The organism is Microcoleus sp. OTE_8_concoct_300 (assembly GCF_031383065.1).
Classification (GTDB): domain Bacteria; phylum Cyanobacteriota; class Cyanobacteriia; order Cyanobacteriales; family Microcoleaceae; genus Microcoleus.
Genome location: NZ_JANMZH010000365.1, coordinates 1 through 21,343 on the forward strand (window position 1 = coordinate 1; position 21,343 = coordinate 21,343).

The window sequence follows — 21,343 nt, forward strand, 5'->3', positions numbered from 1 at the left end:
AGAAGTTTAGAAAATCTTAAGGTTCTGATTTAATTTGCTTAAATGTGGTTAAAGTTAATGATTTTTAAAAGTTTTTTTTAGTTATTTAGTAATGCACAAATTTAGGTGTTTGTCAAATTAATTTAGATGCGTTTACCCTGGGGCAAATTATTACTCAACAGTGATTAGCAAAGAAAGCTTTTCAAAAGTAGACAATCTAATCTATGACAAATTAAGAGCATGGGCAAGAACAAGGGGAAAAGGGAACATCAATAAAGACAAATACTGGAGAGCAGTAGGCGACAAAAATTGGTGTTTCAGTACAGAAGATGGATTAGCACTACTCACTCATGCCAGTACACCAATCGTAAGGCATACAAAGGTCAAAGGTGAAGCTAGTCCGTTCAATGGAGACTGGACTTATTGGAGTAAACGAAGAGGCGAGTACCCAGAAACACCAACAATAGTTTCAAAACTAATCAAGAAACAAAAAGGTACTTGTCCTCACTGTGGTCTGTATTTCACAAGTACAGACATTGTAGAGGTTGACCACATTAAACCAATATCATTAGGTGGAAAAGACACTTATGATAATATTCAACTTCTGCACAAACATTGTCACGACACAAAAACGGCTAACGATGGTTCTTTAATTAAAGAATCACGACAACAACCCGTTTTGAATCGTTCCTATAACAAAGGTGGAATTATCAAGGAGCCGTGTGAAGCGAAAGTTTCATGCACGGTTCTGAAGGAGAGGTAGGAATGGTAACATTCCCATCGACTCTAACCAGTACATTCGTAACTTAGGGAAAACAGCCAGAGGCATTGTCTCAGTAAATGCCTATGCGGTTGTGGGAGGAATTACTTATCCATTGCTGTTTAAAATCTTTAAGCCCAGAGGGTGTCTGCTGCCAGGAGATACCTATAAAACCAAACCTTAGCTAGCTATTGAAATTCGACCAGAAATAAATAAACTGGATTTCAAATCTCCTTAGTATTAGCGGATCGTTTAGATGGGGAAAGTGGAAATGTCATCGGCACATTAGAGCAGTTAGGATTACGTTTTATTGTGGCAATTCGCAGCAATCATGATGTCTGGCTTCCTGCCGGACAACAAATCCGTTACAATAGCTGGAAACCATACCAGCAGAAGCTATCACGCCGTCAACCAGAGTCTAGATTTATTAGATAAATTATATTGGGCAAACGCCATCGGCTAAGATCCTACCAAATTACTAAAGGGGACACCCTCGCTCCAACTGGTGAGAATAGTTGGTATATTATGACCAATCTTGAAGGAAACATTCAACTGGTAGTTGCTCAACTTTATAGTTTGAAGAATTGGATAGAGCATGGCTTCAAACAAATCAAAAACGAGTTAGGATTTGCCGATTATCGCCTCACGGATTATCCGAGTCTTGAACCGTGGTGGTCAATAGTTTTTAGTGCTTACCTATTAGTAAGTATTCACGCTCAAGCCGATCGATCTATTTCAGATGAGTCAACCCACTCTCATAGCAATAAATTGCATAACCCATCTCAGTTAATTGCTCAAGAGCAATATCAACTCTTTTCTAATTTTTGATGTTTCAAAGGATTTCACTAATTTTTAGAGCAGATAAAAAAATTAGTGAAATCATGGTAATCTCTCTTAATCCGTGTTCAGCAAGGGTGCCAGAAATGGAGCAAGATCTGTGGAATTATTGCCTGCAGAAATTAGCGGTTAAATTATTAGCCAATTAGCTCAAAACCCTTCGCAGGAGAGGAAACACCATTCTTAATCCGCGCCGCCACCACCATCAGTAGCAAAGCCAAACTGTCGTCAGAGAGCCCATCAACCAAGGTCTGCATATCTAACAAAGACTCTAGTTGCTTTGGCACTGACAGCTGGGTGCTGTTGCCAAATCCCTCTACCCCCGTCAGGCGCTTACAGAAGTAAACCCGGGCTCCCGGCTTAATCTCGTCCATTGCCTCGATTAATTTCCACAGCACCTCAGTAGAGATGCCAGTCTTGCCCCGTCGAAACTCAGAAATATGGTTCTCGCTAACGCCTGAGAACTTGGATAGCTGTTTTCCAGATATCCCGTAGCGTTCAATAGTCATCCTAAAAATTTCGGAAATCATTGTAACGTTTTGTGACAAAAATGTATGATTAGCCTTTAGCGGTGGTATCTTGATTAAGAGATCGGTCAATTGCCTCAGTAACAGCCTCACAGCTTTAATAACTCAATCAATTATAACCCTGCCCGCCTAAGGTAGCGTCGGTGCAGCTTTATTTTGCCCCGATCGCAATAGACACCAACCGAATTTAAGTTTCCAGCCTTGACGCAATAAGGCTTGCAGGCTGATTATCGGTGAAGTCTAATCGCTGCGGCTTGTTTTATGAAGCGAAGTGAAGGATTTGGTTACGAATGGCAGAGTATGGTGTCGAGTCATATTTCTCTGTCCTTGAGAGTCAACTGAACATCCCGGTTTCGAGTTTGTTGTGACTTTAGTCACATTTGGGTGCATCTATCTATGAATTTGGGAGCTAAAAAGTGTCAAGAAACGTAACGGAGCCAATTTCTCCAAAATTACCCCAATGGCCTGAGCCTAATTTGAGTAACGTAACTGTGGGGAACGGATCGCTGACGGTAGATGAAGTAGTCAACGTTGCCAGAAAGTCCTCGCAAGTTTATTTAACGAATCGGGATCAAATTTCTCAGAGGGTAAAGGCATCCTGCGACTACATTATGGATGCTGTCGAGTCGGGAAAGCCGATTTACGGTGTGACAACCGGATTTGGAGGGATGGCAAATACTGTAATCTCTACTGAAGATGCGATTGCTCTACAAAATAATCTCGTCTTTTATCACAAGGCTGGGGCTGGTAAGCGGTTGCCGATCGCTGATGTCCGAGCCGCGATGATCCTGCGGATCAACTCACACCTATACGGTGCCTCTGGCATCCGCTTAGAACTGGTGGAGCGCATGACAACCTTCCTCAACGAAGGAGTAACACCTCACGTTTATGAATTTGGCTCCATCGGCGCTAGCGGCGACCTCACACCCCTGGCTTACATTACGGGATCGCTGATTGGGTTGGACAAATCCTTTACCGTTGACTTTCAAGGTGAGGAGATGTCATGTGTACAAGCGCTTGAGAAGCTTGGCTTACCCCCCCTGCACTTGCGCCCCAAAGAAGGGCTGGCAATGATGAATGGCACCTCTGTTATGACTGGTATAGCAGCCTTATGCCTCCGCGACGCACAAGTCTTGCTTGCCCTAGCAATGGGCGTTCATAGCCTAATGATTCAAGGGCTAGGGGGTACTAATCAATCGTTTCATCCTTTTATTCACGCCCTCAAACCTCATTCTGGTCAAATATGGGCAGCTTCCCAAATGATCGAACTCCTTACAGATTCGTGCTTGAGCCGAAACGAGTTAGATGGTAAGCACGACTACCGGGGTGCAGCTCCTATTCAAGACCGCTATTCCCTCCGCTGCTTGCCTCAATATCTCGGGCCAATTGTTGAGGGATTGGCAGATATTGTTCAGCAGATTGAAGTAGAAATAAACTCAGTAACAGATAACCCTTTGATCGACGTTGAGAATGAAGCCAGCTATCACGGCGGCAATTTTCTCGGACAATATGTTGGTGTGGGAATGGATCGTTTGCGATATCTTTTAGGTTTGCTATGTAAGCACCTGGATGTACAAATAGCGCTGTTGGTTGCACCGGAATTTAATAACGGGCTGTCACCGTCTTTAGTTGGTAACACGAGCCGTAAAGTCAACATGGGTCTAAAAGCTCTGCAAATAACTGGAAACTCGATTATGCCGTTGTTGACTTTTTATGGAAACTCAATTGCTGACCGCTTTCCCACTCACGCTGAACAATTCAATCAGAATATCAATAGCCAAGGATTCGCTTCAGCCAATTTAGCTCGTCGCTCAATTGAAATCTTTCAGCAATATATGGCAGTATCTTTAATGTTTGCTGTCCAAGCTGTTGACTTGCGAACCCATCAAGTTGCCGGTCACTATGATGCGCGGGAGTGTTTGTCGCCACTTAGTTTGCCGCTATATGAGGCTGTGCGCGAAGTTGTGGGACAGCCGCCGAATGTTGACAAATCTTACATTTGGAACGACAACGAGCAATCTTTAGATATACACATTTCCCTGATTGCTGCTGACATTGCACAGGAAGGAAAGATTGTGCAAGCTGTGAACCATATTTTATCAAGTTTGAAGTAGGAAAGGGCAGGGGAAGGGGAAGAAGTTGGGCAAAAAAAAATCAGATTATTTTATTACCTTTTTTTCCTTCTCCTGCGTAAAACAATCAATTGGTAGCTAAGAATAGCCTGCAAAACGGTGTAAAAAATGAGTTAAAAATTTAACTCGTTAAGAGCTGCTTGTCCTTCACACAAGCCGTCAAAGAATTGCGGCTGCAAAGAATGGTTGAACCTTACTATAAAGGCACAAAAATGGTTACTCACAAGATTTCAGCTAACATCTATGGAACTGCTTTTAACCTAGAAATTTCCCCAAGTAAAAAAGCAGAAAAATTGTCAAATCAGCAACGGTTTTTGACGCATACTGTGTGCCAGTGCGTCAAAGTGTATCAACTTGAACCGAAGGATTGGCAACAAATTTGTCAGGCAATTCGCCCTGGTTACGTCGGGGATGTTTCCTTAGACAAGAAACAGCTCTCAAAAGCTTTAGTTAGTGGTTTTCGATTTGCCTTAACCACAGTACACCAGTGCATCCAAATCTTAAAAACAAAACCTATTGTTTTGCCGCAATTTTACCGAGGATAAAATAGGGATGAACATTGCAGAGCATATCGAGCGAGGAGCAAAGTTTTTCCCTCACAAAGCAGCCTTGATTTTTGAAGGGAAATCTTTCACGTACAAGCAGCTTAACGAATTGGTAAATCGCGCTGCTAATGGTTTGCAAGGATTGGGAGTCAAGCGGGGGGATCGCGTTGCTCTCTTCCTTCCTAATATTCCTGAATTTGTCATATCTTATCTGGGCATTCTCAAAATTGGCGCCATCGCAGTTTCTATCAGTGTGATGCTCAAATGTGATGAAGTTCGATTGATCCTTAATGATTGTGAAGCTAAGGTCGTTATTACCACCGAATCATTGAGTAGACAAGTCCCAGATGCGGAGTTAGCTTATCTCGAACACCTTTTGATTGCTGAAAGTGAAGCGAACAAACGAAGCAGTCTGGAAGAAATGATGGCAAATGCTTCGCCGGAAGCACGAGCTATTAAAATGGATCGACATGAGCCAGCAGCGATTCTCTATACATCGGGAACAACGGGTTTTCCCAAGGGAGCTACTTTGTCGCACGGCAATGTCATTTCCAATATTTATGCCAAAAACCGCTGCTGTAAAATGCAGCCAGAAGATCGGTTGCTGCTGTACTTACCGCTGTTCCATTGTTTCGGTCAAAACGCTATTCTCAATAGCGCTTTTAATGCTTGCGCAACGATTGTTTTGCAGCGCCGTTTTGTCCCAGCGGAAATTCTGAGCGCGATCGCTCGCGAACGGATCACGATGTTTTTTGGCGTGCCGACAGTTTTCATCAAACTGTTAGAACTGCACCCGTCTGAGTGCGATTTTAGTTCAGTCCGTTACTACTTTAGTGCCTCTGCTCCTATGTCAGCGGAGATAGTTCAGCAGTGGCAATCTCTTCACCATTTGGTGATCCATGAAGGGTATGGCTTGACTGAAACTTCTCCCTTTGCTTGCTACAACCACGAATTGAAATATAAATTCGGTTCGATTGGGATGCCCATTGAAAATGTGGAAATGCAGGCCATAGATCGCGATGGTAAAGAAGTCGCGCCAGGGGTAGTGGGCGAACTTGTCATTCGCGGGCCGAATGTGATGCTGGGTTACTGGAATCGCCCTGTTGAAACGGCCCAAGTCTTGAAAAACGGTTGGTTTCATACAGGCGACCTCGGCTGGATGGACGATGATGGCTATTTCTATATCGTCGATCGCTTGAAAGACATGATCAATGTTTCTGGCTTTAAGGTGTATCCCAATGAAGTTGAGCGCGTCCTTGCTACACATCCAGCAGTGGCTGAAGTGGCGGTTTATGGGGTTCCAGATCCGGTTAAGGGTGAGATCGTCAAGGCAAATATTTTGCTGAAATCCGGTCAATGGCTCGTAGCCGAAGATGCGATCGCTTTTTGTTCGGAGCGGATTGCTGCTTACAAGGTGCCGCACCTTATCCAGTTCGTTGATTCCCTTCCGAAAAATGCGACGGGTAAGGTGTTAAAGCGGCTTTTACGGCAGTCCCATACCCAACCCAGCCAGCACCTAGTTCAGAAAGTTAAGACTTTACCTGTTTTTGAAGCAGCGTCATTGCTGCAAGCGCCTTTGCTCACTAGCGAGTAAAGCTGAGAGCATTGATTAGCCAGTCGATTTTTGCCGAGTCTAATTGCACAAAAAGTTACACTCTAAAAAGGATTTCATCATCATGTATCATCCCGTAGGAATTTGTTCACTCGCTGTCAGTTTTCCGAGTGTGATCCGCACTAATGATTATTTCCGAAAAAACCACCCTGAATTGATTGCAACAGCGGAAAAAAAAGGCTTAGCAAGAGCTTTTTCACCTGCCCAACCTATCTGGGAAAACAAAGAAGTTGACTTGTGGACACAAGAGATGATGCCGTACTTATCCGATCCCTTCCGGGGTGCTATTGAGCGACGGGTACTTGATCGTAACGAGTCTTCACTAACATTAGAATATCGTGCAGCCTATGATGCTCTGGTCGCTGCAAAACTTTCTCCAGAAGAAGTTGATCTGATGATCGTTGCCTCAGTGTTTCCCGAGCATATCGAACTTGGAAATGCTGCCTTTCTTGCTGGTCAACTAGGTTTAAAAGGTGCTGCTTGGAACCTCGATTCACTATGTGCGAGTGCCTTAGTTGCACTCCATAATGCTTGTGCCCTAGTGCGAAGTGGAGAGTACCGTAATGTACTTGTAGTTACTTCATGTACATACTCTCGTTTTTGGGATGAGAATGACACCCTCTCATTTTTTATAGGCGACGGTGCTGGAGCCTTTGTGGTCAGCTCACTCAAAGCAAACCAGGGCATCATTGGCAAGAAAATTATCAATACCAAAGAATCATGTGGTGTTTTCTATAATGAACTCACCACAGATGCCCAGGGGAATCCACGAATGATTATACGAGCAAATAAAAACGCCAGCAAACAGATGCCTCATTTGTTTTTGAAATACTTTCGTGAGTGTTATCAAGGTGCTCTTGATGCTGCCAATGTCACCCTCGATCAAATCGACTTTTTTGTTTTCTACACGGCTACTGCTTGGTATAGAAATTTCTGCGTCCGCGAACTAAATATAGATCCAAAGCGGACAATTGACATCTATCCCCAGTATGGAAACATTTCCGCAGCCTCTACTGTTGCCACTTTGTACCACGCCGCACAGTTGGATAAAATTCGCCCTAACGACTTAGTTCTTGTCTATAATCATGGCTTTGTAGCTAGTGCAGCCGCAGTAGTGATGCGCTGGGGCGATGTTGCACTGGGACCTTTACCCACTCCCTCAGCAAACTTAATAGACACACCAGTAGGGGCGTCGGGGTGCGGCAGGAGCTAAGCAGCTTGATATAGCAAGTCTAAATCATTGATAGAGATTCGATTTGTATCTAATAAGTAGATTTTTGTAAATACTTAAGATTTAATTAATTAAATCTTAAGTTTTGTTTTATATCGAAAGTAATCTTGGATATAAAGGTAAAATATAAAAAACTGATAACATGACATATTAACTCAGGGTTCATCAATATCATGCTCTTTCAGTACCGCACCCCTTTTAAAGATATACAATGAGAACCCCTCTACCCGGATACCAACTGATCTCCTCTGTCCACGAAGGTACAAAAACCGTTATTTATCAAGGTCGCGACGAGCTAGAACACACTCCTGTCATCATTAAAACTCTCAAAGCTGAGTATCCCACCCTAGAAGAAATCGCCCGAATCAGACACGAATATCAAATCCTCCACTCTTTAAACATCCCAGGCATTATCAAGCCCATCGAATTAAAACCTTATGAACACGGACTTGCCCTAATTCTAGAAGATTTTGGCGGACAGCCTCTCAAACAATATATTACCTCCCAAAAAACGAACTCAATTAACTTTCTTGAAATCGCAACTCAACTCGCCCAAATTATCGGAGAACTGCATCATAACCAAATTATTCACAAAGACATTAAACCACAAAATATCCTTATCAAACCCGAAAGTAGGCAAATCAAACTCATCGACTTTAGCATCGCCACCCGCCTAGAAAAAGAAAATCCTACCATCAGTCACCCAAACTACATCGAAGGCACACTCGCGTATATGTCTCCCGAACAAACTGGGAGAATGAATCGGTCAATAGACTACCGCACAGACTTTTACTCTCTTGGCGTTACCTTCTACGAAATGCTTGCGGGTCAGCTACCTTTTAATTCTAACGACCCCATGGAATTGGTGCATTGCCACATTGCAAAACAACCCAAGTCACTAAATCAGCTAAATCCAGAAATTCCCCAAGCGGTTGTTGACATCGTAATGAAATTAGTAGCCAAAACTGCTGAAGAGAGATATCAAAGCGCTCGTGGACTTTTAGCCGATTTAGAAGAATGCCTTAAACAATTAAAAGAATCTGGACAAATTAAAAATTTCACAGCGGGTAAATTGGATCGATTTGGTCAATTTCTCATTCCTCAAAAACTATATGGACGAGAAACAGAAGTTGCAACCCTAATGGCAGCCTTTAAACGAGTTGCAGTTGGCTCAACAGAAATGATGCTCGTCAGTGGTTATTCAGGGATTGGAAAAACCTACGTTGTGCAAGAAATTCACAAACCAATAGTACGCCAGCGCGGTTATTTTATCGCCGGCAAATTTGACCAATTTAAAAAGAACATTCCCTATGCAGCTTTAATTCAAGCTTTTCAAGAATTAATCCGGCAATTGTTAACAGAAAACTCAGAAAATATAGGAATTTGGAAAGAAGAACTTGTAGAAGCTTTGGGACAAAATGGACGGGTAATTATCGACGTAATTCCAGAAGTAGAACTGATTATGGGCGAACAGCCAGAAGTTCCCCAGCTTGGGTCAACTGAATCTCAAAATCGCTTCAACCGAGTTTATAAACAATTTATTCATGTATTCACTAAACCCGAACATCCGCTGGTTCTTTTCCTAGATGATTTACAGTGGGCAGATTTAGCGTCACTGAAGTTGCTCCAACTCTTGATAACAGACATCGATAGCGAATATCTGTTACTAATTGGAGCCTATCGAGATAACGAAGTCAGTCCAACTCATCCGACGATTCAAACCATTAAAGAAATTGAAAAAACAGGTGCGGTTGTGAATAACATCGTCCTCCAAGCTTTAGATATTAGCAACGTCCGTCAATTAGTCGCCGATACTCTTCAGGAAGATAACAATTCAATCAAACTAGGAGACTTACTTTTCAATAAAACTCAGGGAAATCCCTTCTTTTTAACACAACTTTTTAAAACTCTACACTCTGAAAAACTGTTAAACTTTGATTTTATCAAAAGCTATTGGCAGTGGGACATAAAGCAGATTCAATCCCTGGGAATTGCTGATTATACTGTTGTCGAACTCGTAGCCAGAAATATTCAAAAACTGCCAGAAGCCACACAAGAAATATTACAATTAGCCGCTTGTATTGGCAACCGTTTTAACTTAGATGTCTGCGCGATTGTTAATAAAAAATCACCGATAGAAACAGCCGATGATTTGTGGCTAGCACTTCAAGCAGGTTTAATTTTACCCCTTAGTAACGACTACAAAATCCCCCTTGCTTTTCAATCAGAAGAACAGGCAAAGCTACTTTTTGATGAATCGAGAGTTGGCTACAAATTTTTACATGACAGGGTGCAACAAGCAGCCTATTCAATGATTCCTGAAAATCAGAAAAAAGCAACGCACTTGAAAATTGGCAAGCTATTATTGCATCAATACGCAGAAAAATCCCTGGAAGAGAATATATTTGATATTGTCAACCAGTTAAATATGGGCGTGGAATTCATCGCGCAGCAGTCAGAAAAAGATGAACTCGCCAACTTTAACTTAATAGCAGGGCGAAAAGCAAAAGCTGCGACAGCTTATGAAGCCGCTGTCAGATATTTGAATGTAGGGTTAGAACTTCTGCCAGAATCTAGCTGGCAAAGTCACTACGATTTGACACGGAATCTTCACTTAGAAACACTAGAATCCGAATACCTGAATACTAACTTTGGACGAGCGCAACAGTTATCTGAAATAGTTCTGTTGCAAGCTAAAAATCAGCTAGAAAAAGTCAAAGTCTATGAACTAAAAATCCCATTTTACTTACAACAAAACCAGCCACAAGCAGCACTAGATACAGCTTTGCAAGTCCTAAAAATGCTGGGAGTATCCCTCCCTCGAAATCCCACAAAATTTAGTATTATGATAGGATTGATTCGCAATAAAATAGAAGTAGGCGGTAAACAAGTTGAGGATTTAGCGTTCCTGCCATTAATGACTGATCCATATAAGCTCGCAGCCATGCGGATATTAATCGCTGTAATTCCGGCAGCTTTTATGACAAATCCCATGCTTTTTCCGCTGATTGTATTTAAGATGGTCAATCTTTCTATTCAATATGGTAATTCGCCCTTGTCTGCTTTTGGGTATGTGACTTATGGGATGCTGCTCTGTGGAGTGCTGTCGAACATTGATTCTGGATATCAATTTGGTAAACTGGCTGTCACGCTGGTCGAACAATTTGCTGCTAAAGAACTCAAGGCTAAAATTGACTTCCATTTTAATAGTTTCATTAGGCATTGGAAAGAGCATATTAAGGAAACAGTACAACCTTTTCTAGAGGCATTTCAAAGTGGGTTGGAAACAGGAGATGTAGAATATGCTTGTTACTCAGGTTGGGGCTACGCTAACTACCATTTTTGGAGTGGAGAACATCTGGAATCAGTTGCTAAAAATCAGAATTACTATATTGATGTGATGCTAAAATACCAACAATATATGGTGAGTTCTCATGCCAAAATGTGGCATCAATTTGTGTTAAATCTTATGGATGAAGCAGCCGATAAATGTAGATTAGTTGGAGAGCAATTTGATGAAGAAGAAATGATGCCTGTTTTTATCAAAACTCAGAATAACTTAGTGATAAGTTATTTTTATTTATTTAAATTAATTTTATTTTACTTATTTAAAAAGAACGTCCAGGCTGTTAAAACCGCAGACTTAACAGAAAAATATAAAGAAAATCTGGGTGCGCTCATGCACGCAGCGGAACAGAACTTCTACTATTCTCTAGCCCTCCTCGCTCACTACCCAGTCACCACCAAAACCGAACAAAAACAATACCTGAAAAAAGTAGCATCCCATCAAAAACAAATGAAAACCTGGGCAAGTCACGCCCCGATGAACTTCCAACATAAATACGAACTCGTAGAAGCAGAAAAAGCACGAATATTGGGACAAAACGAGACAGCAATAACCTACTACAAACGAGCCATCAACGGAGCCAAAGAACAAGGATTCATCCAAGAAGAAGCCCTAGCCAACGAACGCGCTGCCGAATTTTATCTAGCCCTCGGTAGAGAAAAAGTCGCCAAAACCTACATGACCGAAGCCTATTACTGCTACATTCGCTGGGGAGCCGTCGCCAAAGTCAGAGACTTAGAAGAAACATATCCCCATCTCATCTCCCGCACGCAACAGCCTGAAACTATCAGCCTCGACCCCACTAGCACAACCACCTCAAACTGGACGACAACCTCTACTTCCAGCCATTCAGCAGCACTTGACCTCGGTACAATTATGAAAGCAGCACAGGCGTTATCTGGGGAAATTGTTCTCAGCGAACTGCTAGGTAAATTAATGACCATTCTCATAGAAAATGCCGGAGCTACTCGCGGCTCATTGCTCACCAAACTAACTTTTTCATCTAACCAAAGTGAGAATCAGTGGGTGATTTCAGCCACCGGAATCGTCGAAGGTAACGACCTCACCGTATTGACAAATTCGCAACAACCAGAAGAGGAAACTATTTCCGTTCCTCTTCTAGAAAATGAAGTTCCAGCCGCGATTATCAACTACGTTGCTCGCACTAAAGAAACAGTCGTTTTAAACGATGCCAGCCACGAAGGAATCTTTAAAAAAGACCCCTACATCCAACAAAATCAGCCCAAATCAATCTTGTGTACACCCCTGCTTAATCAAGGTCAACTTTCAGGGATTATCTATCTCGAAAATAACTTGACAACCGTTGCATTTACCGCTGACAGACTCACAGTCTTACAAATGCTATCGGGACAAGCTGCAATCGCTATTACCAATGCCAAACTCTACGCAGAAGTCAATCAACTTAACCAAAATTTAGAACAAGCGAATCAACAACTTGCAGCCTATTCGGAAACCCTAGAACAGAAAGTTGAAGAACGAACCGCCGAATTAAAAACAGCTCAAAAACAAATAGTAGCCTCAGAAAAACTCGCCTCCCTCGGAGCCCTCACCGCAGGTGTTGCCCACGAAATCCGCAACCCCCTCAACTTCGTCACTTCTCTTGCTACACTCTCAGAAGACTTAACATCTGAAATCGCAGAACTAATAGACCGCCAATCCCAAAAGTTAGACTCAGAAGCCCTGCAATTAATTAACGAAAACCTCACTTATCTTAAGCGCAACGTATCAGAAATTAACGAACAAGGACAACGGGCAAATACCATTATTCAAAGTATGCTAATGCACGCTCGTAGCGAGGGCAGTAACCGCCAAAAAACCGACATCAACGCCCTCGTCGCTCAATCCATGCAATTAGCTTACCACAGTATCCGTGCCAAAGATAAAACCTTCAACCTTACTATTAAAACCGACTATGACCAATCAATTGAAGAACTAGATGTCGCCTTTTCTGACCTCAGTCGCGCTTTAATTAACATCATTGATAATGCTTGCTATGCCTCTTATATTAAACTATCTAAAATGACCGCCGATTTCAATCCCACAGTTTTTATTACCACTAAAAATTTAGGCACTGCAATAGAAATCCGGATTCGTGATAATGGCATCGGTATTCCCAAAGAAAATCAACAAAAAATATTCCTCCCTTTCTTCACGACCAAGCCTCCCGGACAGGGAACAGGTTTAGGTTTATCTATCACTCACGATATCATCGTTGGTCAACATCGAGGTAATTTGGAAGTGCAAACAGAACTTGGAAATTACACAGAATTTATCATTACTTTGCCCAAAAATTAACAGCATTCTTTCTAATCAATTAATTCAATGTTTTAGAAAATTTAAACAACGTGCTATAGTAAGCCATCACTCTAGTTATTTCTACCATAGGATACAGGATAGATCCCCATGACCACCAAAATTCTAGTCGTCGATGACGAACAACTTTTAGAATATGTCATTCAACAAAGATTTAGGCAAAAAATTCGGGCAAAAGAAATTGAATTTGTCTTTGCTCATAATGGTAGAGAAGCTTTAGAAAAACTTGCTGAATTTCCACCCTTCGATTTAGTGCTAACAGATATTAATATGCCCGAAATGGACGGGTTAACTTTGCTAGAAAAACTCTCACAAATCGACAATACATTAAAAGCAGTTGTCATCTCCGCCTATGGAGATATGCAAAACATTAGAACTGCTATGAACCGTGGAGCTTTTGACTTTTTGACAAAACCCATTGATTTTCAGGACATGGAAATCACCATCCAAAGAGCCTTAGAAACTGTCAAAAAAGTCAGACAAAACTTAACAGAATTTCAAGAGGTGCAAACTCAACTCATTCAAAACGAAAAAATGGCTTCCGTCGGCCAGTTAGTCGCCGGAGTTGCCCACGAAATTTATAATCCCGTCAGCTTCATTATAGGCAACATTGAACACGCCGAAAACTACTTTCAAGAATTAATAACTGCCCTCAATATTTATCAACAACACTGCTCCCTAAATAATCCAGAAGTACAAACTCAAATTGATGCTCTTGACCTCCCTTTTTTATTAGAAGACTTGCCGCTATTGCTCAATTCTATGAAAGAAGGAACTGAGCGCATTCGGGGAATCAGCACTTCTTTGAGAACTTTTTCGCGGGCAGATAGTACATCTAAAGTTCGTTTTAATATTCATGAAGGAATTGATAGTAGCTTATTAATTTTGAGCCATCGGCTTAAAGCCCATGAGGGTAAACCCGAAATTCAAGTGATAAAAGACTATGGAGAATTCCCCCAACTAGAGTGTTATCCCGGACAGTTAAATCAGGTATTTTTAAATATCCTTGCTAATGCCATAGACGCATTGGAAGAGTGGAATTCAGGGCGCAGCCGCGATGAAATTAAGGCAAATCCTAATAAAATTAGGATTCGCACTTTCCTTACCGATGAGAGTGAAAAAAATATCAAGGATAATTCCCTTTCTCATGTTATAATTTCTATTGCTGACAACGGGATAGGAATGACAGAAGAAGTGAAACAGCGGGTATTTAACCACTTATTTACTACAAAATCGGTGGGTAAAGGTACGGGATTGGGCTTGTCAATTTCGCGGTCTATTGTTGAAGAAAAACACGGAGGACGGCTCAGTTGTAACTCTACACCTGGCGAGGGAACTGAATTTATTATTGAAATTCCCACTTAATGGTTGAGAACTGATAAAATCAAGACTTAGGCACGTCTAGGCTAGAAACTGGGTTTCTTGGTAGATTTCTAGTGAGAATCTTCAATTTTTTAGAGAATCCCGGTTTATGAGCGTAAGTCCTGAAGAATGAATGATGAGTTTTCTGTAGGAGCAGTGCTTTGCTGCCTGCCCCAAACTTACTTACGGTGCAACCACAGGGGGGCAACCACAGGGGGATTGCCCTTACCAGAGAATTAAACTCCTGGCTATTTGCTAACAAGAGCAATTACATGACAGCTAAAATCTTAGTAATTGATGACGAACCACTTTTAGAATATTTAATACTTCAGCTATTTCGGCATCAAATCAGCACTCACGAATTTGAGTTTTATTTTGCAATTAATGGAGTCCAAGCTTTAGAGAAGCTGCAATCTGAGGGTTCCTTTGACTTGGTGCTAACTGATATTAATATGCCCGAAATGGACGGTTTAACTTTGCTAGAGAATCTGCCAGCTATTGACCCGACGCTCAAAGCTGTAGTGGTTTCAGCTTACGGGGATATGCAAAATATTAGGACAGCTATGAATAGGGGTGCTTTTGATTTTTTAACGAAGCCGATTGATTTTGCTGACTTAAAAATTACCATTAATAAAACTTTAGAGTTTGTGCGACTTGCTAGGGAAAAAGAGCAGCAACTTGCTACAGCAAATGCACAAATCCACTACCAAGCATTTTACGACGAGCTGACGGGTTTACCTAACCGTAATTGGCTCTTAAAGGAGATGCGTAGTGGCATTAATTCTTTTAAAGAATTGGGTCATTTAGAAGCTATTTTATTTCTGACTATTAACCGCTATCAAATTGTTAAATATAGCTTAGGTCATTCTAGAGGAGAGCAGTTGGTCGTAGAAGTAGCACGGCGGTTAGAGGCTTGCGCTCTGAATAGGAATCTTATAGCAAGAGTGGGAGAAGATGCGTTTGCGATTTGGCTGGCAGATATTACTAATTCTCAGTTAGCTTTAGATGCAGCAGAACGTATTCGTCAAGCATTAGAAATGCCGTCTAACTTGAATGGAACTGCGGTTTTTTCTAGCGTTAGTATTGGCATTGCTTTAGGTGCGATTGGCACAGAAGAGCCGGAAGATTTGCTGCGGGCGGCTGACGCGGCTAGACATGAGGCTTTTGTTCGGGGTGCTGGTCGTACTGTGGTATTTGATGCTGATATGCAGTCGAGAGCTTTAGAGCAACTCCAGTTAGAAACTGACTTGCAAAATGCAATTAATTTGCAACAGTTTTACCTTAATTATCAGCCGATTGTATCTTTTGCAACGGGTCAAGTAGTGGGGTTTGAAGCGTTGGTAAGATGGCGGCATCCTTCACGCGGTTTGGTTTCTCCGAGCGAGTTTATTCCGGTGGCAGAAAGAACGGGTTTGATTGTGGAATTAGGGGAGTGGGTACTGTCGGAAGCAGTGGCTTGTTTAAGTAAATGGCAGTTGCAATTTCCTGACTATTTGCCTTTGAATATGAGTGTTAATTTATCGGGAATTCAGCTATTTGCTCCTAATTTGTTACCGCTGTTAGACTCACTGTTGCAAGTGCATAATTTGAAGGGCGAATTTTTGAAGTTAGAGATTACCGAGAGTGTTTTAATGGAGAATGCTGAGGTGGCGGCTGGGGTGCTAGAGCTATTGAAAGCTCGGCAGGTTAAGGTTTGTTTGGATGATTTTGGCACGGGCTATTCAAATTTATCTTACTTACAATGGCTGCCAATTGATACTCTCAAAATTGACCGCTCTTTTGTTTGCTGCCTGGAGCAAGGAGGGAAAAATTTGGCTTTGCTGGAGGCGATTTTAAATCTGGCGAGTTCTTTGCAATTAGAGGCAATCGCGGAAGGGGTGGAGACGCAAGAGCAACTAATTATACTCCGTTCTTTGGGATGCAATTCCTATCAAGGGTACTTTTTCTCGCGACCTTTGGAGGAGGAAGGGGCTGTTGCTCTGTTGAGTGCTGCAACGCTGCTGGGCGATGCTTAAACGGCGGATATTTTAAGGCAAACTCATATATAGCAATACTCCGGACTGTTCTCAATCGCCCAATATGAAGTATCTTATCGTCACTCATCTCAATCGTCATTAATGTTTTTTATGGCTTCTTATAAACGTCTTGAATTCAATAAGCATCTACTTTGTACCTTTATTGAAAAGTTAGATTTAGGCCCAAATTGGATTTTAAATCATCCTAACTTTCCTTCTGTCTTGTCTTATGGTACTCTCGCTGCTTAAAAACTGTCCGGACTATTGTTAAAAAATTTAGGGCATCATCAAATCATGGGTTTCTGTCTCAATCAAAATGACACTAACAAAACTTAAACAAGTTTTAAGTCCAAACAAAGCCTCAACTGGCTTTAGACACAGCTTGGGCGTTCATATTGTGTTGCATCCAGTGCACAAATCTCTGCGTAACGGCATCAAAGGTTTAGGAATAATATTCGCTAAGAGTGGTGGATCAAAGGCCGGATTCTTAATCAATAAACAGTTTTTTAATTTAGAAGGCTGGGGCTATTCACAAGGGCTGTTCGGCTTTTAAAGGCGGCTCTTCTGGCAGCGGGATAAATTCTGTCTCTTGAGGAACCTGAGCAAACCTTCCCTCTGTCCAATCGAGTTTGGCTTGCTCAATGCGCGAGGGCCGACTCGAAACAAAATTCCACCACTTATGCCGCTCACCAACAGGTTCACCGCCAATCACTATACAGCGAGCCGTGCCTGAAGCAGAAATGTTTACTTCTGTGCCTGAATTTAGAACCGCCAATCGATGTTGTTCCAGAGGCATCCCATCAATAACAAGTCCCTCTGTTACGCTATAAACTGCCTGTTCGCTGTAATAGGCCGGTAAGGTAAATTGGTTGCCAGGAGTTAGTTGTGCATCCAGATAAATCATGGGTGAAAATGTTTGAACTGGGGAAGTGCGACCATAGGCCTCACCCGCAATCAGGGTGAAGGAAACTCCTGTTTCCTCCCAAGCAGGCAGTTCTGTTGCTGGATGATGCCGAAACCAAGGGTCGGTTTCTTCGTGTTCATCGGGAAGTGCTATCCAGGTTTGGATGCCATGCAGGATGGCTTCTTTGTTGCGATCGTCGTCAGGGGTGCGTTCAGAGTGGACAATGCCTCGCCCTGCTGTCATCCAATTCACCGCGCCTGGACGGATTTCTTGAACGCTGCCGACACTATCACGATGCAGCAAAACGCCTTCAAACAGGTAGGTGACGGTTGCTAAGTTGATGTGTGGATGCGGTCTGACATCCACGCCCCGACCGGGTGGAAAGACGGCTGGGCCGAGATGGTCAAAAAAGATGAATGGGCCTACCAGTGCTAGAACGTCTGAGGGAAGCAGGCGACGGGCTTGGAATCCACCCAAATCTTGAATGTGCGGCTCGATGAAATGCTGGATGCTATCTGTCATGATGGTGCTGAAGTTGCGAACGTTAATCGCCTGTGTCAAAAGTGCATTATACAAAAAGCTATCCCTAGAGAGTTGTATAGCGTGACTCGGTGTAATGTTTTTGCTTCGATTCAATTTACCAAAGCTATCAAGGTCAAGGAGATTGGCATGGAATGTCCAGGGTGCAGGGGACTCAAAATCATTCACGTCCGGGCTGTTCCGGGCGTCCACCAACAATATGATGTGGAATGCCCCGTTTGCGATGGCACAGGAGAGCTTCCCGACTCCGCCGAACTCCCAAACCATTGCCCCGCTTGTGGCGAACCTGTCCGCGTTGGGGAGAGGTGGTGCGATCGCCATAAATCAGCAGAGCAATTTGAGTAACTATTAAAACCGAGATAAGTGCTAATAGAGAAGGTTTACAGCTTATTCCAGGTGTATAAAGTACAGCAGCGGCAGGTTGCAAACCTGTTTTTTAGTGCTTGTAATTGACCAAATAAGCGTGCATATGCCAAGGAAAATATCACCCCTTTAGCATGGATATGCCTGAATCTGTGCACCGTAAATTGTCGATGTTGGCAGCGAAGACGGAGCGCAAGAAGGTAAACCAGAGTGCGAATGTTGTTGGAGCATGGATTGAAAGAGGAGGCCTAGGGGTAAAGATTCTCTTCCTATTGTGCGATCGCCCTTCGCATAACTCTCAGCTTCAGCACGATAAACCTGTCTAAAAGGAATTGGGCTTGTAGATATCTGTGTATTAAGTATTAGGGATTTTTCAAGGAGTAAAAACACTTGCTATAATAATGTCCAGAGCAAAGGCAATAGTTGCCAGGGCTAACAACCAGATGGCAATATTTAGACGTTTCCGTTTCTTTATTGCTGCCTCCTCAAATACTTCTATAGCTTCAACCCAAGTATTTGTAATGTACGCTCTGTATCTTTCATCTGACAGCTTGTACCAATAATCAGTCATTAACTCTCTAGGTTTAACAATAGTACCAATAGAGTTAGATGTTAGTCCTGTAGCAATTGCAAAAATAGATGCAGCAGAGAATCCACATACGATTACTTTGAGAATCAAACAAGTAAGACACCCTGTGTTTATTCCTGGTAAATCCGCAGCAAACCTTAGTAGCAATCCGCCAAAGCCCAAAAAAGTTCCCAGCCTCCCGTTTAGGTTGTCTAAGGCTTCATTTCGAGCTTTGTAGACTGACTCTGTATACTCGTAAGCTAGACGAATATTTGTAGACTCATTCGCATCTTCTATAATGTAGTGAATGTTATCATCTGCCATAATCATGTCCAATACCAATAATCCAGATAAACCATCTACTCCCGACCCTTCACAGCCTCCCCTCCCTCAAAAAGCCCAAGGTTTTACCGGACCTGCAAACCAAACACCACCTGCCACACCAAGTGAGGGAACAGTAGCCAGATTCGACGGTGGTCACAAAAATATTGTAACGTTTAATCATCAACCTGAAAATTCCGACTAAGGTTTTTTTTCACACTACTGTTCTTGGGGGAGCAGGGTTTGATAGCCCTCTTCCCCAAATCAGCCAAAATCTGCTTTTTTCCCTTGTCCAATTGGCCAGATTCTATTTCTACACGATTACAAAGATGAATTTGTGCATTAATCCTCATTGCCCGAATCCGAAAAATCCCGACAATAATTTATTGCTCTGCTCTAGCTGTGGGTCTAATTTGTTGCTAGAAGCGCGTTATCGTGTCACAAATCTACTCGGAGAAGGTGGCTTTGGCAAAACTTACGAAGTCAGCGATCGCGGGCGACTTTCAAAAGTTCTAAAAGTTTTGATTAAAAACACCCCCAAGGCTATAGAACTATTCAAGCGAGAAGCCGAAGTTCTATCCCGCCTCAATATTTCAGGAATTCCTAAAGGTGAGGAGTATTTTACATTTACTCCAGGTAACACTCAGGAACAAGTGCATTGCTTCGTAATGCAGAAAATAGAAGGCAAAAATTTGCAAGATTGGATGTCCCAGCGGAACAATCAGCCGATCGGCGAAAAGAAAGCCCGTCTTTGGTTAGAGGAGTTAGTTCATATCCTGAGCGACATCCACGAGAATCAGTTATTTCACCGGGATATTAAGCCGCCCAACATCATGCTTTCTCAGGACGGATTGTTGGTATTAATAGATTTTGGAACGGTACGGGAAATCACCGACACTTACGAAAGCAAACACGCAGGCAAGCAAATCACGACTATTCATACCCCTGGCTACGCTCCTTTGGAGCAATTTAATGGTCAAGCTTCCCCACAATCCGATTTTTTTGCCTTGGGTCGTACTTTTGTTTATTTACTAACTGGAAAGCATCCTGCTGAATTCAACAAACCCTATGAACATGACCTCTACACTGACGACTTAGAAAATTGGCGCGATGAAGCCACCGAGGTTTCGCCCGTGTTTGCAGATTTTATCGACCAACTCATGGCGCGACCTCTTCAAAAACGCTTTGCGGATACTCAGGCAATTTTGCAACGGCTCAAAGAAGTTAAGGAAATTTTGCATCCTCCTGTAGTCATTACACCAGAAAGGTATCAATTGCAAAAGAAACTGCAAAAAATGCAGAGGGACGAGGAACTTTTGTCTGATATTCGCCAGTTATCTCAACATAGCTTTGAGACATTTTCAAATGTACAACCTGCATTTAAAAATGCAATAAATTGGCAAAAAGTTGCGTTGTACCGCACGTTGGGCGATTTATCATCTGGACACTCAGCACCTGTACGCTGCGTCGCTATTAGTCCAGACGGGCAGTTCCTCGTTAGTGGTGGCGACGGTGGAGTTATCAAAGTTTGGAACCTGATTGAGGAAGAAGAACTTTATACACTTAAAGGTCACTCAGCAAGCGTAATTTCTGTAGCTATTAGCCCAGACGGCGAAACTTTGGCGAGTGCTAGTAGCAATCAAACCATTAGATTGCGGAACCTAAAAACTGGGCAAGAAATCAAAGCTCTCTTAGGGCATTCAAAGCCTATAACTTGCGTCGCTTTTCATCCAAAAAAGAATTCAGTTTTATTTAGCGGCAGCCTCGATACAACTGTCAGTGTTTGGAATCTTGAAACCGCTCAAATAACGCATACCTACGCTAGACATAAGTAGTCAAACAAAATTAATTACACAAATCAAATAATATGATATACTAAAAACATCAAGTTTTATTTAAAGAGGTTTTATATGTTTTTACTTCGAGACATTAATCCACTTTCATTGAAATTGCTAAACCGAATTTAT

At 42.3% G+C, this 21,343-nt stretch carries 16 protein-coding genes; 13 read left to right on the plus strand and 3 right to left on the minus strand.

Features of this window, described 5'->3' with window-relative positions; translation table 11 throughout:
- Positions 1–160: 160 nt before the first annotated feature.
- Positions 161–742 carry an HNH endonuclease gene (locus ACUVJL_RS16330; RefSeq protein WP_445246810.1) on the plus strand — a complete coding sequence of 194 codons (582 nt, stop codon included), beginning with the start codon at positions 161–163 and terminating at the stop codon, positions 740–742.
- 522 nt (positions 743–1,264) lie between these two features.
- Entirely contained in the window at positions 1,265–1,567 is a 303-nt protein-coding gene (locus ACUVJL_RS16335; protein WP_445246811.1) for a hypothetical protein, read from the plus strand.
- Positions 1,568–1,713: 146 nt separating this feature from the next.
- Here ACUVJL_RS16335 and ACUVJL_RS16340 read toward each other — a convergent pair whose 3' ends face one another.
- Positions 1,714–2,085: a helix-turn-helix domain-containing protein gene (locus ACUVJL_RS16340; RefSeq protein ID WP_445246812.1), complete on the minus strand. Its 372-nt coding sequence runs from the start codon at positions 2,083–2,085 to the stop codon at positions 1,714–1,716.
- A gap of 434 nt (positions 2,086–2,519) precedes the next feature.
- On the opposite strand from ACUVJL_RS16340, the gene ACUVJL_RS16345 reads away from it, so the two are divergent.
- The 8 genes from ACUVJL_RS16345 to ACUVJL_RS16380 all read left to right on the plus strand — a co-directional run bounded on the left by ACUVJL_RS16345 (position 2,520) and on the right by ACUVJL_RS16380 (position 17,233).
- Complete coding sequence (locus tag ACUVJL_RS16345) at positions 2,520–4,217, plus strand: HAL/PAL/TAL family ammonia-lyase (protein WP_445246813.1); 1,698 nt, start codon at positions 2,520–2,522, stop codon at positions 4,215–4,217.
- 158 nt (positions 4,218–4,375) lie between these two features.
- Positions 4,376–4,780 carry a hypothetical protein gene (locus ACUVJL_RS16350; protein ID WP_445246814.1) on the plus strand — a complete coding sequence of 135 codons (405 nt, stop codon included), beginning with the start codon at positions 4,376–4,378 and terminating at the stop codon, positions 4,778–4,780.
- A gap of 7 nt (positions 4,781–4,787) precedes the next feature.
- A complete protein-coding gene (locus tag ACUVJL_RS16355; protein WP_445246815.1) occupies positions 4,788–6,374 on the plus strand; it encodes a class I adenylate-forming enzyme family protein in 1,587 nt (528 codons plus the stop codon).
- A gap of 43 nt (positions 6,375–6,417) precedes the next feature.
- A complete protein-coding gene (locus ACUVJL_RS16360; RefSeq protein ID WP_445246816.1) occupies positions 6,418–7,605 on the plus strand; it encodes a 3-oxoacyl-ACP synthase III family protein in 1,188 nt (395 codons plus the stop codon).
- Between the two features lie 229 nt (positions 7,606–7,834).
- On the plus strand, positions 7,835–13,285 hold the full coding sequence (locus ACUVJL_RS16365) for a trifunctional serine/threonine-protein kinase/ATP-binding protein/sensor histidine kinase (RefSeq protein ID WP_445246817.1): 5,451 nt from the start codon (positions 7,835–7,837) through the stop codon (positions 13,283–13,285).
- Positions 13,286–13,393: 108 nt separating this feature from the next.
- On the plus strand, positions 13,394–14,668 hold the full coding sequence (locus ACUVJL_RS16370; protein WP_445246818.1) for a response regulator: 1,275 nt from the start codon (positions 13,394–13,396) through the stop codon (positions 14,666–14,668).
- A 269-nt stretch (positions 14,669–14,937) separates the two neighbouring features.
- The gene (locus ACUVJL_RS16375) at positions 14,938–16,680 is read left to right on the plus strand and encodes an EAL domain-containing protein (RefSeq protein WP_445246819.1); all 1,743 of its coding nucleotides are present in this window, start codon (positions 14,938–14,940) and stop codon (positions 16,678–16,680) included.
- Positions 16,681–16,996: 316 nt separating this feature from the next.
- On the plus strand, positions 16,997–17,233 hold the full coding sequence (locus ACUVJL_RS16380; RefSeq protein WP_445246820.1) for a hypothetical protein: 237 nt from the start codon (positions 16,997–16,999) through the stop codon (positions 17,231–17,233).
- On the opposite strand, the gene ACUVJL_RS16385 is transcribed toward ACUVJL_RS16380, so the two are convergent.
- Complete coding sequence (locus tag ACUVJL_RS16385; RefSeq protein WP_445246821.1) at positions 17,210–18,160, minus strand: pirin family protein; 951 nt, start codon at positions 18,158–18,160, stop codon at positions 17,210–17,212. The genes ACUVJL_RS16380 and ACUVJL_RS16385 overlap by 24 nt on opposite strands.
- A gap of 27 nt (positions 18,161–18,187) precedes the next feature.
- Between ACUVJL_RS16385 and ACUVJL_RS16390 the strand changes: the two genes are divergently transcribed.
- A complete protein-coding gene (locus ACUVJL_RS16390; protein WP_445246822.1) occupies positions 18,188–18,469 on the plus strand; it encodes a hypothetical protein in 282 nt (93 codons plus the stop codon).
- Between the two features lie 391 nt (positions 18,470–18,860).
- On the opposite strand, the gene ACUVJL_RS16395 is transcribed toward ACUVJL_RS16390, so the two are convergent.
- Positions 18,861–19,379, minus strand: a complete 519-nt coding sequence (locus ACUVJL_RS16395; RefSeq protein ID WP_445246823.1) for a hypothetical protein — start codon at positions 19,377–19,379, stop codon at positions 18,861–18,863.
- 4 nt (positions 19,380–19,383) lie between these two features.
- On the opposite strand from ACUVJL_RS16395, the gene ACUVJL_RS16400 reads away from it, so the two are divergent.
- Together ACUVJL_RS16400 and ACUVJL_RS16405 are read left to right on the plus strand one after the other, a co-directional pair.
- Positions 19,384–19,581, plus strand: coding sequence for a hypothetical protein (locus tag ACUVJL_RS16400; protein WP_445246824.1), 198 nt, complete (start codon positions 19,384–19,386; stop codon positions 19,579–19,581).
- 124 nt (positions 19,582–19,705) lie between these two features.
- Positions 19,706–21,211 (plus strand): protein kinase domain-containing protein, encoded by a 1,506-nt coding sequence (locus tag ACUVJL_RS16405; protein ID WP_445246825.1) that lies wholly within the window; start codon positions 19,706–19,708, stop codon positions 21,209–21,211.
- The last annotated feature ends 132 nt before the right edge of the window (positions 21,212–21,343 follow it).

Excerpts from the sequence above, each read along its gene's own strand:
- ACUVJL_RS16400 (WP_445246824.1), top strand. The coding sequence starts at position 19,384 with ATGTCCAATACCAATAATCCAGATAAACCATCTACTCCCGACCCTTCA.
- ACUVJL_RS16375 (WP_445246819.1), top strand. The coding sequence starts at position 14,938 with ATGACAGCTAAAATCTTAGTAATTGATGACGAACCACTTTTAGAATAT.
- ACUVJL_RS16335 (WP_445246811.1), top strand. The coding sequence starts at position 1,265 with ATGACCAATCTTGAAGGAAACATTCAACTGGTAGTTGCTCAACTTTAT.
- ACUVJL_RS16405 (WP_445246825.1), top strand. The coding sequence starts at position 19,706 with ATGAATTTGTGCATTAATCCTCATTGCCCGAATCCGAAAAATCCCGAC.
- ACUVJL_RS16340 (WP_445246812.1), bottom strand. The coding sequence starts at position 2,085 with ATGACTATTGAACGCTACGGGATATCTGGAAAACAGCTATCCAAGTTC.
- ACUVJL_RS16370 (WP_445246818.1), top strand. The coding sequence starts at position 13,394 with ATGACCACCAAAATTCTAGTCGTCGATGACGAACAACTTTTAGAATAT.
- ACUVJL_RS16395 (WP_445246823.1), bottom strand. The coding sequence starts at position 19,379 with ATGGCAGATGATAACATTCACTACATTATAGAAGATGCGAATGAGTCT.
- ACUVJL_RS16380 (WP_445246820.1), top strand. The coding sequence starts at position 16,997 with ATGACACTAACAAAACTTAAACAAGTTTTAAGTCCAAACAAAGCCTCA.
- ACUVJL_RS16365 (WP_445246817.1), top strand. The coding sequence starts at position 7,835 with ATGAGAACCCCTCTACCCGGATACCAACTGATCTCCTCTGTCCACGAA.
- ACUVJL_RS16355 (WP_445246815.1), top strand. The coding sequence starts at position 4,788 with ATGAACATTGCAGAGCATATCGAGCGAGGAGCAAAGTTTTTCCCTCAC.